The organism is Bacillus sp. ISL-4, assembly GCF_018613275.1.
GTDB lineage: Bacteria > Bacillota > Bacilli > Bacillales > DSM-1321 > Peribacillus > Peribacillus simplex_E.
The window spans coordinates 98,787-112,130 of record NZ_JAGGQN010000034.1; the positions used below are offsets into that span (position 1 = coordinate 98,787).

Consider the following 13,344-nt stretch of genomic DNA (forward strand, 5'->3'; position numbering starts at 1 on the left):
ATTAAAAGGATTGATTATCAACTGTTATTGACAATATAGATGTTTCACCTGTTTTAACTGTTGCTGTGATAAACGTTTTCCTTGCATTAATGAATGATTTGCAATCTTTCACTATCAGGAAATAAATAAAAACGAGGAGCTCTCAGCTCCTCGTTTTTGTTAGTTATAAGTGCTGGTACTCCGTAATTAATTAAGAACTCCCATACTTTTTAAGATCCTTTATCCATCAGCGTTTAGTTTGACTTGCGTTTCTGCAAATTCCACTCCGTTTATGAGAAGGGAGATTCGATGGATTCCCATGTAATGTCGACGAGTCGTCAGGTCTTTCCAATTGTGAATCCTCACCCTTTCAACTCCTTCACCATCTGAGAAATCCCTATCTGCCAAAAGGAAAATTTGACGGGACGTTTTCTGATTGGCTTTTACGAAATCGATGGCATACTCAATGCGAAGTTTCGCTGTATTCTTCGCATGCACTTGAAAGCCGAAATGAAGTTCACTGGTTTCCCCAATAAAAATCGAGTCAGGTTCATTTCTAACAAATGCGTTTGTAATGATATTCGGATTATTCAATACATCCGTGTATCCAAATATTGAAAGGACTTCTGGATCTCCCTGACGAACTAGAGTCCTGCATCCCCGTCGGACAATCCAAATCGTGTTAGGATCTCCGCTTTCATGCCAGCGCTTGGCAGTTTCTATTACGGCATTTGAATGATCTCTCGCTATATCATTCAAGTTATTTGCCACACTTTTTCGTACATAAAGAGACGGATCGCTTTTCAGGTTCTCAAGCAATTCCAATACAGGTGTCGGATCGGATTTGAACATCGGTAAAGCTTGTCCCCAAGGTAACCTTGGCCTGCATCCTTCACTTGCCAGCCTGCGGACATGCTCATCATCATGCTTGGTCCATTCCTTCATCTTCTCGATCATTAAAACGGGATCAAGCATGATAAAAGCACGGATTGCAAATTCAGAAGATGACCTTGCAGTAAAACGCTCCAACGCATCTAGCGATAACGGCCAATCTTCCTTATTCAATCCATGCACCTCGACAAAGTCCGGGAAAAATAAATATCTAAACCCTTCACAATCCTTATCAATTCGATACAAAATATCCAATGCCTCTTGATAATCACCAGGAAGATGCATACCAAGGGTAATCGAAATATGTCTAATTCGTTCTTTTAACTTTCTATTGTCCCAATCCTCATCAATCACTTCCTCTACAAACGATTCAGTAGTGAAGGACGGATGGACACGCTTTACTTTTTCACCGAATTCACGAATGAACGTTTCATTATATAGATCCTTTAAGGGCTCAGCCATTTATTTCACATCTTTTCTTCATATTGGACTTGCTAATGTAACTCAACCATAGCATTTTCCCCTATCATATAACAAGGAGTTAACGCAATACCCTGAACACATAACATCCTTGATAATCATATCAAAAATAATCCTTTAGCTTCCCTTGTCATTCTCCACCCTTAAATCAAGGAGAATCATTTTCTATATAAATCATTCCATATTTGGAATCCTTTACGAATAAAGTTTGTTTGTTATGGAATTGATAGATTATTAAATTATAAGGGAGAGATTGGTAGCCTATGGAAACATACATACTTTTAAAGAAAAAAATAACTGTTGTTGTAGTTGCACTGATCATAATTTCATTTTCAATATTCGCTTCTATATCATCTAAAGAACCAGATGCTGCAACTGTAATTGTTAAAACATTAACATGGGACTTAGTGGATTCAGGAAGACATATGGATTGGGGCGGTAGCTCAAAATATTCAACAAATTTCACCTCAGGAGTTTCCGTGTGGAATAACTATAAATCAGGGGTTATTCGAAAGGATACGGCAAGTACCATACAAGATGTCAAAATATCTGATTACTCTCAAGTAAGTCAAACAGCTGGCGTTACATCTTCTGTAGGAACTATAAAGTTTAATTGAAATAGATGTAAATAAAAAGAGTGAAATTGTATGTTCTAAAGAATAAAAAAATATAAAAATGCAGTTAAAAATGAAGTGAAGACAAATCGTGAAAGATCGAAATCAAAGTATGAGGAATAAAAGATAGATGATTATGTAGCACAGCGTCCTTTTTGTTTTTTAGTTTTTTTTCAACAAATATATAACTTTCAATCTCCAAATGACTTTGAGAGCTTCATTTTAGCTTTCTTTGCTTTGATTTTTCTGTATTTATATAATTACGTTACAATAAAAAGAGTGTAGAGAACTATTTTGGGCGTCTGTCAACAGTACCGGACCCTTGGTTGGCCATAGAAAGATCTACCCCACCACCTCCCACTCCGGGAGGCTGAAGCGCATTTACCAGATTCATATGCCAAGGTCAATTGAATTTTACTGTAAACTTGATTTAGAGCTTGCCTATCGAAGCGGGAGGGTCGTTTACTTCTGGCTAGAGAAAGGGAAAAGTGGGCTTGGTCCTAGGAAAACAAACCAAGTGGAAATTCCCTATCGTCCTTCCATCCGTCATGCGGCTTTACAAATTGATTAGGTGACATGCCATCGGTAAAAGATTGGCTGAAATATAGAGGAATTGACATCCTGCCATTCTTTAATTTACAACAACCTTAGTTCTCGCTAATAACCCCAGACGGAAATGTTCTTGAATTGATTGCTCCATTAAGGTTAGACTTTGAGGAACGGTTCGGAGAAATGTCATTAGAAATTTGGTATAAACACCCTCTTGTTTACTGCTTATTTGATTCCCAATGATTCTTATAATTCAAAAAGAATGGGCTCTCGTCCCATTCTTTTTGAATCAACTGTATGATCATTACGGGATATCATGTCCCATCGAGCTGGTTAAAATGTTAAACCATTGTTCATTTTCCATGCTTAGGTTTAATGAATCAATGGCGCTGTCCAGTCGTTCTTTCTTACCGGATCCAACAATCGGAATGATTTTTGCAGGATGTCTCAATAGCCATGCATACATCACTTCATCTATTCCGTTAGCACCGATTTCTTCTTTTACGATTTCTAACGTTTTCCTTAAGCGGACAGCCTTTTCATTCGATTCCTCAAAGATGCTTCCTCCTGCAAGAGGTGACCATGCCATAGGAGCCACGCCCGCTTGTTGACATAGATTAACGGTTCCGTCCTCGAAGTTTTCAAGATTATATGCGGAAAGTTCCAGTTGATTCGTCACAAGGGGATATTCAAGGTAAGATTGAAGCATATCCCATTGCGTTTTTTTGAAGTTCGATACGCCAAAGTTACGGACCTTTCCTGATTCTTTTAATTGATTAAACGCCTCAGCTGTTTCCGCCGGGTCCATCAGGGGATCCGGACGATGGATAAGCAATAAATCAATATAATCCGTTTTAAGATTCATAAGAGATTGTTCAATAGACTTTATTATATGGGTTTTACTAGTGTCATAATGGTGACTTTTATGAGAAGGACGGTTTTCTGATTTAAGAACTATGCCACATTTCGTAACGATCTCCATTTTATCGCGTAAAGATGGCTTTAATGAAAGGGCTTTCCCAAAAATCTCCTCACACGTATAGCTGCCATATATATCGGCGTGATCATATGTAGTGATGCCCCGCTCCATTCCATGTTCAATAAGAGATAGGATTTCCTCTGTAGGAAATCTCCAATCTGCCAACCTCCACATACCGTGTACAATGCGTGAAAGACTAAAATCTTCAGTTAGATTGACTCTTTGCATGTTTTTCTCCCCTTTTATACCATGATTAATCTTACTAATCAGTTGTTTGTTCAGTTTTCCATCATGATTATCCTTCGTTAATTTATGTCAGTATCATTGCTACTGCCATGAACATTAGTATAATTTAAAATTTCGGAGAATCCTAATCTTGAGTGACCCTTATATCCCGGAGCATAGGTTCATGAACCTATGCTGAAGAAATCTTGTCATGCAATTTCATCCGTTTTGTCCATAAGAAAAAGGCTGCCGTAGCAACCTCTTCCCCCCCCCCCTACCAGCATGAATCACTTCATTAGTTCCTTTGTGTTTTCTCGTGTAATTCCACGATTTCTATCGCTAAATCTTTTGTTGTCATGGATGTCATCAGGTGATCTTGAGCATGGATCAGGAGCATTGGAATTTCGAATTTCTCACCGTTCACTTCTTGTTGAATCAATGCGGTTTGGATTTTATGTGCAGCAACAAACTCATGTTCCGCTTCCTTTAATTTATCCTGGGCATCGCCTGATTTACCTTGTTTTTGCAAGGCGATGGCTTCCATTGCACAGCTGCGGGCATTCCCGCTATGAAGAATTAATTGAAATGATAATTCAGATAAATCCTCTTTTGTTTTCGCCATATTAACACCCCTTTTGATAGTATGTTATTTTGAAATTAATTGGAGGGCCGTACGCAATACTTCCTTGCCATTACATGATCCATAATGCATTGGATTTATCGTATCTACCGGCACTCCTTTTTCATCCCCTATTTTCTTTATATCATTAAGTAAATAACGAACTTGAGGGCCTAAAAGAATAACATCCACCTCGTCAATATGGTTTCTTACTTCCATAGTGGCAATCGCCTGAATTTTCACGTTCAATCCCTCTTCCGCCGCCGCTTTCTCCATCTTATTGACCAATAGGCTAGTGGACATTCCTGCAGAACAGCATAATAGTATATTCATCCGTATTCCTCCTTTAAAAATTAGGTACAGGTTATTTAATCAATTTAAATGTGCTCCATGGTTTAATATAGTCCAATAAAAAATGTTCTTCTTTTACTACATGGGCGACCGCATTTTTTCGTTCATCCAATGGCATATCCTTTAAAATGACTTGAAGTTCCCCTTTGTACTTACCAAAAGAATCATTGCCGATGAAAACGGACCCTTTTCGCTGTGGGATACTTTCCCGGATTGCAAAGTCTTCGTTCGCATATTTTTTCCTAACCTCCACTGAACGGACCATATATTCACTGATATCACCACGGCGAAGGTGTAATTCATCCAATACAACCTTTTGCTCAATTGGTGACGCATCCGAATGGAATTCCACCTTCAACTCGATCATGTCTCGCTGCAATGATCCTAGCATACTTAATTCCTCTTCACTCGCGTAAGCATTTCCGATAATGACATCATCAATTAAACCAGTTGCCCATAGATGCTTGGCTTGTACATCAATTGAAAGTTCTCGGTGCTGTTCTAATGTGCATAATCCATCATTAATACTCCAAGGACCTATATCACCAGTTTGTGAAGTAACAAAGGCAGCTGTACGAATGCCATGTTCTTTAAAACGTTTACTGCAGGAAACGAAGAAGTCATAAGGGAGACCTGTGAATTTTTGGGGATAGAAATTATGACAGCCAATCATTTGATTTTTATTCCCCTGATGAGTCAGAATATTCGATAAATAATCAACATCATTACTCATATTCAATTCGATTTTCAATCCATAAGGATTATATGTCATTTTAGCTTCTTTCAAGCCATCGAAACCAAGATCTAGACGAACACCGTCAGCTCCCATTTCTGCGAAAAAACTCAGATCATCATAACTGATATCAAACTTGTCGAAAACAGCTGGAGCAACATCAAGAATGACTTCCATATGTAATGTTTTCGCATAAGAAATAATATTTTTATATTCTTCCATAACAATTTCATAAGGTTTTGAAACCGATAATAAACATGTGAAAATTCGTTCAAAACCATAACCATGGGCAAGTTTAATATATTCCCTGTCTTTTTCCGGTGTGGAGTGTTCCGGATAAATTGAAATACCCAATCTTCTCATAACCTATCATTCCTCCTTACTTACTTTCTTTCCATTGAGCCCTCTTGGCCTGTAAACCCATTAAATAGTCACGGTAGCGTGAGGATACCATTACAGAACAAATAACTGTCGGTACAATGACAATTAAATAATAAGTTGATCCCATTGCGCTAAACAGAATGATTGAAAAGCCAATGATTACAATAGAAAGGCCAACCGCTTTCCATGGTGTTAATTTTTCACCTAGACCGGTACGAGAAAAAATGATTTGGGCCCCTACAAATGATAGGGTTGCGAAAATTATTTCAAGCATATTTAATGCCCGCCTTTTTATCCTCTGGTCCAGCTTCTATTTTATTTTCATCACGTAAATGTTGCTTCTCGAACATCTTAAAAAATGGAAAGTAGATCATTAATGAGATGACGAAATTCAATAAAACCAGAACCCCGGCCATGATCGTCCAATTTGTACTGATGACAGCCGCAATTGGACTAAAGACTGTAAACGGCAGCTTAGCCATTATCATCGGTATCAACCCTAATTGAAAGAATGTATAGGAAACTATGACATTTACCAAGGGGGCAACAATGAACGGAACCATTAAAATGGGGTTCATGACAATTGGCGCTCCAAAAATGATAGGTTCGTTAATATTAAAAATCCCTGGAACAAATGAAAGTTTACCCAGTTCTTTCAAATACTTCGATTTTGAAAATAAGAACAGTACAACAAGCGATAAAGTCGATCCTGCCCCACCAATCCAAACGAACCATTGAATGAACTGTTCGGTAAATAAGTTGGGCAAATTTGCCGCATTACCCGTCCTTGCAAATGTATCCATATTTTCGAGAATTGCCGAATCCCACATTGGCCGTATGATCGGACCTAATATTGCCGGCCCATGAATGCCCAGCGACCAAAAGAAAACGATGAGAAAGACTGTAAGCAGACCACCTATTAAACTATTGCCTACCAATAAATTTTTGAGAGGAGACACCAAAGTAGTGATGATCGAGTTAATGTCAAAGCCTAAACCATAACGAATACCCCAGAAAAGAAGGACCACTACCAATGTTGGAATAAGGGCTGCAAAGGAATTCGAAACCATTGGCGGAACGCTTTCCGGTAATTTGATTTTTATATCGCGTTTAATTAAAAAATGAAAAATTTCAACGGAAATCAGCGATGTTACGATTGCACCGAATAAAGAGGCTGCGCTCAAAGAGCTGATAGGTAACCAGCGACCCGCTTCTATCACCCCTGGAACTGATTCCATGACTTGGGTAGGCACAACACATGTAATCAGAAATGCTAGGACTGATAGAAGGCCTGCACTGAGCTGATCTAATTTATAATGGCCAGCAAGCGCTGACCCCACCCCGAAAGCTGCATATAAAGCCATTGCTCCCACTGTAAACCGAAACGGAACATCCAAAGCAGCACGATAAGGTGCAATCCATTCATCATATCCATCAATCGGAAAATTCAACAAAATAACAAAGAATGATCCAATGATCGTCAATGGAAGTGTTGCTAGAACACCGTGCCTGATTGCCAGCAGATGTCTTTGTGAACCAATCCTGTTTGCAACTGGAAGCACTTTCATTTCGAGTAAACCCATAAAATTATTCAATAACCTTTCCCCCTTTTGAATAAGAGTCCAAAAAAACAAACAATTCCAACAAATAAACATTATAACGTTATATTGATTATGTCAATATTTTTATTGAAAATATGGTTTATGTTACAAACTTTTAAATCTAGTAGTGTAAAATCCTTGCTTCACCTAGAACAGCAAAAAAGAAAGCTCCCTGCCTCTTACAAGCCTATACATATTTGTTTAACTTCGATCAAAGGTATATGATAGATAAAAAGACTGTAGGTGGAACGACTTATTAATTCTGAAACGAGAAAACCAATAAACATTACTCTCAACCCGTACTTGTCTAATAGACTCGCTAATCTGGCTGAAGAAAGAAGTATCCCCATCGAAAGACTGATGGATAAAGCTGTAGACTTGTTGCTTGAATACATGGAAGATAATGAGACCGTTAATCAGGTGAAATACAGTAATAACGAAGCGATAGAAAAGAATAAAGAAATGATTGAAAAAAGTAAAGAATTCATTAATAAAAAAAAGCACTAAACCCCTAGGTAAAGTGCTTCTTCATACTGTAGGCAAACTCGAAGAAAATCGAGTTTGCCTACAGTTTTTTTTATGGCTTTTACAATTTAAACGTTGATTCACTCCAGGCACGCGCTTTCCGCGGGCGGTCCGGGAGCCTCCTCGGCGTCTTTACGCCTGTGGGGTCTCCCCTGGACTCGCTTTTCCCGCAGGAGTCTCGCACCTTCCGTTCCAATCAACTTTGTCTTAACATTTGGATATAACTCCTATTGCCTACTGTCTTTTTTATATTAAAACAGAATGATTAAACTTGAGGTGATGTGGATGCTTTCTAAAACATGATGCTATTCAGCGAGATCAACTTGAAATGGATCACATTCATGATTCCATGATGTCCCACTGCGGATTCCAAACAACTTCCCAAAGGTGTCCATCAGGGTCTTGAAAGTGTGCAGAGTATCCCCCCCAGAAAGTGTCATGTGCCGGATCGGTTATGATCGCGCCAGCTTTTTTTGCTTTTTCCAACACAATATTCACTTCCTCTTTACTACCTACATTGTGACCAAGGGTAAATTCAGTAGGACTTATCGGAGACAAAGGAACCTTGGCCTCATGAGCTATATCCCTTCGATTCCATATGGCAAGCTTTAAGCCATCTTGCAGGTCGAAAAAGGCAACAGCTCCATGCTCAAATTCTTTGCCCACTATTCCTTCTGTTTGAAATCCCAGGCCATCCCGATAGAATTTCAGCGATTTTTCCAAATCTTCCACACCTAATGTTATGACAGTAATACGTGGTTTCATGATTGACCTCCTTCTTACTTACTTTCACCTTCTATTGGTTACCAACGCTTTTAGTTCATACCAGATTAAAATTAATATGTTTTTTTGTCAATCTAATAGGAATTCTTGTATAGTAGAATAATTAACTGAAATATCCTGATATCGAGCTTGATTTTATTCCTCTATGTATTGATTTTCTTCAGTTGTTTTGATCACAAGTCTAGCCGTGGCAGGATAAGGATTACTGATTTTATTCGTAATTTCCTCCTTTCCCCTATAGCGTCATCGAAAGTATATTACTATGAAGTCCGGGATGGGGATTGTTCGTCGGAAAAACTGCCATTTGATAAAATCTCCATTTAGTACCAATCAAGATTAATTAGGATTAATCCATTTTATTGCTATTTTATCTTCACCTACTTTAACCGCTCTTTATCCATCAAAAGGCCCCTCTTGATTAAGAAGGGCCTTTAATTATGGATGGCACTTAATCTTCAAGCTCCTTTTTCTTGTTCAAGAGTTGGAGGTATTCCCTATCCAATTCCTCTTTTTCCTCTTCCTTCATAACACTGGACAGCTTCCCAAGTGTCTCGATGATTTGCACTTCAATCATAAGAAGTTCAGCCTGTTTATCTTGAATACCATCTTTAAGCGTAACCGATTTAGTTGATTTCTGATTGATGGCACATACTCTCGGAGGTTCATCTTCAAATGTAAGTGAATGTGTTGCAAGCGATTGGATCAATGAACGATCATGAGTCACAAAAACGATGGTTCCTGGATATGCTTTTAACACTTCGGTTAAAGCCTCTTTAGTTTGAATATCCAGGTAATTTGTAGGTTCATCCAAAACCAATACATTATAGTTTCCCAAAAAAACTTTTGCTAGGGAAGCCCTGACTCTTTCCCCACCGCTTAAAAGTGCTACTTGTTTGTGAACATCATTTCCTTTAAAAGCTAATCGTGATAATAACGTACGAATAAAGGCTTGATTGTAGGGACTGTCCTCCAATATATTTTCAAGTACCGTTTTACTTTCATTCAAATTTTCTTGTTTTTGCGCAAAAAATCCAATCTTTGCTGGCTTCGCGACATATAAATCTGGGTGCCGTTCCACTATCTTTTTCAATAATGTCGTTTTTCCTGAACCATTTTGACCATTGATGGCGAGTCTGCAAGCTAGGGGGACATCTCCAAAAATATGTTGTTTCAGCATTGTTGACCCGACTTTCAGGGAACAGCCATTAAATCGAATGGCCTTTTTGCTATGCAAAGATGGAAATTCTGAAATATCAAAGATTATAGGGAGATCTTCCCTCGGTTTTTCTTTTTTTGCTAATTTTTCGATTCTAGTTTCAATTGCTTCAGCGGAACGGTTCAATTTCGCCTTCTGTTTCCCGGAGCTCCGTTTATGGAGCCTTGCTTCTGAATTGCCCATTCGTTTAGGGGCTTTCCTAATCGAATCAGATTTGGCTTGGAGGTTTTGGGCAGCCTGTTTTAACCGATTCTTTTCACGGTTGTACTCTTCATATAGTTTATTTTCTTTTTCAGTTTTTGCTTACTTTTGTTTGATATACGCTTCGTAATTCCCTTCATATACAGTTACCTTGCCTTGCTCGACTTCCCATATTGTTGTACACAGGTGATTTAAGAAAGCTTTATCATGTGAAGTAAGCAAAATAGCGCCATTAAAAGACTTTAAATCCTTTTCCAATTGTCGAATTCCATATATATCCAAGTGACTGGTAGGTTCATCCGCAATTAATACATCCGCATTGGAAGACAGTGCTGCGGCGATTTTTCTTCGGGTAAGTTCGCCGCCGCTTATGATTTCTTGATTCTCATTGGGCAGTTTCCATATGCTCGTTAACTCCCCGCTTATTTCTTGTTCAGTTTCTTCAATTTGCGGGATATAGCCGACTGTTCCATAGCTCTCTATATGACCGGTATCGGGTTCCCTCATGCCCGCAAGAATAGAAAGCAAGGTCGTTTTACCTTCTCCATTCCTACCAACCAAACCAACACGGTCATGGCTGTAAAGATGAAGTGAATCAACGGAAAGAACTTCACGGTTCCCGTAACTTTTCTTTAAATCATTCGCTTTTAAAAATAACATGAAAAATCCCCCTCTATTTTTCTAGAGAGAGATCGCCTGTTACTAAATTAATATACAAAACCAAATATACCTCACCTGATTTGATAACAGATAAAGCAGTTGTATATAAATTAGTACCTATAAACGAACAGACGAATCCCATCTCTAAACATAATCATATAAAATCTCACAAGGGTATCTAAAAAGAGTCTTGTTCAAATGAAATAGTGATTCACTTTACTCACCAATAAATCCGGTAAGCAAACAAAGTAACGCGTATTTTCATTGAACATAATTAGCCGATTAAACCCATTGATATAGATTTAGATTTACTGTTTATTTGATAAGATTACTGCTTCATTGTATAAGGTACCTTTTCCTTCCAATGTAATGAATTAATGATTGCATATTATTCATATTTTTGTAAAGCCATTTTATTCCTTTTTTATTAATGTTCATAAAAAAGAGAGAGAATTAATTGGGCTCAACATGGACATGAACATCATATACTCCATGATCTTTCATCATCACTTTCTCTACATGCGTCGCTATATCATGTGCTTCTTTAATATCCAAGGTAGAATTGACAAGGATGACAACATCAATCACTTCATTATTCCCGTAATTTCTCCCTTTAATTTCTTTTATCCCCTTGACTCCATCCACATTTGTAATTACATCTTTATATAGATGAATTTTATTTTCATCAAATCCGTCAGAAAGTTCATGTGAGGCTTGAATGAAAATCTCCCAGGCTGTTTTGCATATTAATAATCCAACAATGATGGCAGTAAGGGAATCCAACCAAGGCATATTTAATTGGGAACCAAAAATCCCAATAGCTGTTCCGATACTTACCCAAGCATCCGAGATATTATCTTTTGAAGCTGCCATAACGGCTTTACTATTAATTTTTATTGCAAGCTTTTTATTATATCGGTATACAAAATACATGGCTATTGCTGATAAAACACCTACATACCCTGCAATAATGTCAGGTGATTCCTTCCCACCTTTAAGCATGGAAGCAACGGCATCTATTAAAACTTGTACACCAACAGCAAACATGATGAATGAAGCTACCATCGAAGCAATCGTTTCGCTTTTCCAATGACCATAACCATGATCTTTATCGGGGGGTCTTTGAGCTAGCCTTAAACCGATCAGCACGGCAATGGACGCGATAATATCAGTCGTGTTGTTCAAACCATCCGCTTTCAAGGCCGCTGAGTCGCTTATGTATCCTATAACCAGTTTCATTATTGATAGACAAATATAAGCAATTATACTAATGATTGCACCACGTTCGCCTAATTTGAGGTCATTATATTTTTGTTCTTCCATTCAACTTCCCCCCACAATTAAGTACCTGAATATCATAACAACTTAAAAATGGGTGGGTCTATAGCAACCTTTTTGTATCGCTTTATATAAGTAAGTGATATATAACTATGTTGCATAAGGCAAACTATCTGAAAAGAATAATATTGATGAATCCTTGACAAAATCCCCGGATGTTAATGCCGCAAAAATAACGAATTAAGTGAGATTTATATCGTTTTTTCGACTGTAAAACTAAATAAAGTTCCGCTTTCGTTTGATTGCAAATTATATTTTATATGTAGTGTCTTAGCTATATCCTCAATTATTTTTAAGCCAAGCCCCTTACTTTTACTATCGATATCAAAACCAATTCCATTATCCTTGATACTGACTCCATTATTTTCAATGGTTATCACAAGTTTATCAGCCCTCGAGTGATTCAACACATTTTGGAAAACGTTATCGAATAATCTTTGAAGCCACAAGTCATTACTTATCCATTCCTACTCTCCATTTAATGGATGATAAATTAATTCAATACCATGCATGTTATACAAATAACCCCATTTTTAAATCATCATTTCTATTAAATCGTGCATGTTCACTTCATCATTTAAGATATAAGAATTATCTAACGCATCTGTGGATTGAATATTATATTCATTTGTTAATTCGGAAATATAATCAATTTGTTGATATAGTGATTGTAAAAGTGGAACTTGATCCGTATATTGACCTTCTAAATAAAACAATTGTAATCTTATTGCTGTTAAAGGTGTATTGATGTCATGCCTTAATTTATTTAAGAGTTCCTTTTTCATTTCCTCCTGTTGTTTTAGTTCCAATTCCCGATAGGTCGTTCTTTCTATATAATCCTTTCAATTCGTAAACAGGAGCAGCAATCCCGGAACCGGACATAAAAACGTATGTATCCTCACCGCTGCCTTCCGTATATACATTAATTAATTTCTTTGTTATTAAAATTAACGGATATTCCTTCACTAATTAATGAAGACTCCTTGCCCTTTTGATAATTATGGTAAATAAAAACAGCTATTGCTACAAATATGATAATAGCAATCAAGGTAAAAAATATATTCTTTGATACTTTCAACATTTTCCTCATAGAGAAAACTCCTTTCAAGTGATACTGAAAGGATATATGTTAAAAATAAATTTCTAATTAATTTTCTTTGTATATTTTCACTTTTACTTTTAATAATAGTGAATTTCATTAATCGAGTAGGAGGAGGCG

General features: G+C 37.4%; 14 protein-coding genes and 2 pseudogenes. 3 read left to right on the forward strand and 13 right to left on the reverse strand.

The features are described 5' to 3' along the window. Nucleotides 1-219 precede the first annotated feature (219 nt). A complete protein-coding gene (locus J7J00_RS19770; RefSeq protein WP_214793858.1) occupies nt 220-1,332 on the reverse strand; it encodes a DNA alkylation repair protein in 1,113 nt (370 codons plus the stop codon). A 281-nt stretch (nt 1,333-1,613) separates the two neighbouring features. On the opposite strand from J7J00_RS19770, the gene J7J00_RS19775 reads away from it, so the two are divergent. Then, nucleotides 1,614-1,967 carry a cell surface protein gene (locus J7J00_RS19775; protein WP_214793861.1) on the forward strand — a complete coding sequence of 118 codons (354 nt, stop codon included), beginning with the start codon at nt 1,614-1,616 and terminating at the stop codon, nt 1,965-1,967. 391 nt (nt 1,968-2,358) lie between these two features. Then, the gene (locus J7J00_RS19780) at nt 2,359-2,535 is read left to right on the forward strand and encodes a hypothetical protein (protein ID WP_214793864.1); all 177 of its coding nucleotides are present in this window, start codon (nt 2,359-2,361) and stop codon (nt 2,533-2,535) included. A gap of 282 nt (nt 2,536-2,817) precedes the next feature. Here J7J00_RS19780 and J7J00_RS19785 read toward each other — a convergent pair whose 3' ends face one another. From J7J00_RS19785 to J7J00_RS19810, 6 genes are all read right to left on the reverse strand, one after another. Then, complete coding sequence (locus tag J7J00_RS19785; RefSeq protein ID WP_214793867.1) at nt 2,818-3,720, reverse strand: aldo/keto reductase; 903 nt, start codon at nt 3,718-3,720, stop codon at nt 2,818-2,820. Nucleotides 3,721-4,012: 292 nt separating this feature from the next. After that, complete coding sequence (locus J7J00_RS19790; protein WP_214793870.1) at nt 4,013-4,339, reverse strand: PTS sugar transporter subunit IIA; 327 nt, start codon at nt 4,337-4,339, stop codon at nt 4,013-4,015. A gap of 24 nt (nt 4,340-4,363) precedes the next feature. Continuing rightward, complete coding sequence (locus tag J7J00_RS19795; RefSeq protein WP_214793873.1) at nt 4,364-4,669, reverse strand: PTS sugar transporter subunit IIB; 306 nt, start codon at nt 4,667-4,669, stop codon at nt 4,364-4,366. A gap of 31 nt (nt 4,670-4,700) precedes the next feature. Continuing rightward, nucleotides 4,701-5,783 (reverse strand): DUF871 domain-containing protein, encoded by a 1,083-nt coding sequence (locus J7J00_RS19800; protein ID WP_214793875.1) that lies wholly within the window; start codon nt 5,781-5,783, stop codon nt 4,701-4,703. Nucleotides 5,784-5,799: 16 nt separating this feature from the next. After that, on the reverse strand, nt 5,800-6,075 hold the full coding sequence (locus J7J00_RS19805) for a hypothetical protein (RefSeq protein WP_214793878.1): 276 nt from the start codon (nt 6,073-6,075) through the stop codon (nt 5,800-5,802). Continuing rightward, nucleotides 6,068-7,396, reverse strand: a complete 1,329-nt coding sequence (locus tag J7J00_RS19810; RefSeq protein WP_214793881.1) for a PTS sugar transporter subunit IIC — start codon at nt 7,394-7,396, stop codon at nt 6,068-6,070. Before J7J00_RS19810 ends, J7J00_RS19805 begins: the two co-directional genes overlap by 8 nt. Nucleotides 7,397-7,645: 249 nt before the next feature. Between J7J00_RS19810 and J7J00_RS19815 the strand changes: the two genes are divergently transcribed. Next, nucleotides 7,646-7,909, forward strand: coding sequence for a ribbon-helix-helix domain-containing protein (locus J7J00_RS19815; protein ID WP_309487212.1), 264 nt, complete (start codon nt 7,646-7,648; stop codon nt 7,907-7,909). A gap of 357 nt (nt 7,910-8,266) precedes the next feature. Here J7J00_RS19815 and J7J00_RS19820 read toward each other — a convergent pair whose 3' ends face one another. From J7J00_RS19820 to J7J00_RS19840, 6 genes and pseudogenes are all read right to left on the reverse strand, one after another. After that, nucleotides 8,267-8,692, reverse strand: a complete 426-nt coding sequence (locus tag J7J00_RS19820) for a VOC family protein (RefSeq protein ID WP_214793887.1) — start codon at nt 8,690-8,692, stop codon at nt 8,267-8,269. A 466-nt stretch (nt 8,693-9,158) separates the two neighbouring features. Beyond that, nucleotides 9,159-10,109 carry an ATP-binding cassette domain-containing protein gene (locus J7J00_RS28305; RefSeq protein ID WP_286201480.1) on the reverse strand — a complete coding sequence of 317 codons (951 nt, stop codon included), beginning with the start codon at nt 10,107-10,109 and terminating at the stop codon, nt 9,159-9,161. A 120-nt stretch (nt 10,110-10,229) separates the two neighbouring features. Beyond that, nucleotides 10,230-10,787, reverse strand: coding sequence for an ATP-binding cassette domain-containing protein (locus J7J00_RS28310; protein ID WP_286201481.1), 558 nt, complete (start codon nt 10,785-10,787; stop codon nt 10,230-10,232). Nucleotides 10,788-11,240: 453 nt separating this feature from the next. Next, nucleotides 11,241-12,110 carry a cation diffusion facilitator family transporter gene (locus J7J00_RS19830; RefSeq protein ID WP_214793890.1) on the reverse strand — a complete coding sequence of 290 codons (870 nt, stop codon included), beginning with the start codon at nt 12,108-12,110 and terminating at the stop codon, nt 11,241-11,243. Between the two features lie 206 nt (nt 12,111-12,316). After that, nucleotides 12,317-12,958: pseudogene (locus tag J7J00_RS19835) on the reverse strand (sensor histidine kinase); the annotation flags it as partial. Continuing rightward, nucleotides 12,957-13,215, reverse strand: a pseudogene (locus tag J7J00_RS19840) (alpha/beta hydrolase); the annotation flags it as partial. The pseudogenes J7J00_RS19840 and J7J00_RS19835, both read right to left, overlap by 2 nt. Nucleotides 13,216-13,344 lie beyond the last annotated feature (129 nt).

Bases quoted from the DNA above. Each gene is read 5' to 3' on its own strand.
- J7J00_RS19770 (WP_214793858.1), bottom strand. From the start codon at position 1,332: ATGGCTGAGCCCTTAAAGGATCTATATAATGAAACGTTCATTCGTGAA.
- J7J00_RS19775 (WP_214793861.1), top strand. From the start codon at position 1,614: ATGGAAACATACATACTTTTAAAGAAAAAAATAACTGTTGTTGTAGTT.
- J7J00_RS19780 (WP_214793864.1), top strand. From the start codon at position 2,359: ATGCCAAGGTCAATTGAATTTTACTGTAAACTTGATTTAGAGCTTGCC.
- J7J00_RS19785 (WP_214793867.1), bottom strand. From the start codon at position 3,720: ATGCAAAGAGTCAATCTAACTGAAGATTTTAGTCTTTCACGCATTGTA.
- J7J00_RS19790 (WP_214793870.1), bottom strand. From the start codon at position 4,339: ATGGCGAAAACAAAAGAGGATTTATCTGAATTATCATTTCAATTAATT.
- J7J00_RS19795 (WP_214793873.1), bottom strand. From the start codon at position 4,669: ATGAATATACTATTATGCTGTTCTGCAGGAATGTCCACTAGCCTATTG.
- J7J00_RS19800 (WP_214793875.1), bottom strand. From the start codon at position 5,783: ATGAGAAGATTGGGTATTTCAATTTATCCGGAACACTCCACACCGGAA.
- J7J00_RS19805 (WP_214793878.1), bottom strand. From the start codon at position 6,075: ATGCTTGAAATAATTTTCGCAACCCTATCATTTGTAGGGGCCCAAATC.
- J7J00_RS19820 (WP_214793887.1), bottom strand. From the start codon at position 8,692: ATGAAACCACGTATTACTGTCATAACATTAGGTGTGGAAGATTTGGAA.
- J7J00_RS28305 (WP_286201480.1), bottom strand. From the start codon at position 10,109: ATGGGCAATTCAGAAGCAAGGCTCCATAAACGGAGCTCCGGGAAACAG.
- J7J00_RS28310 (WP_286201481.1), bottom strand. From the start codon at position 10,787: ATGTTATTTTTAAAAGCGAATGATTTAAAGAAAAGTTACGGGAACCGT.
- J7J00_RS19830 (WP_214793890.1), bottom strand. From the start codon at position 12,110: ATGGAAGAACAAAAATATAATGACCTCAAATTAGGCGAACGTGGTGCA.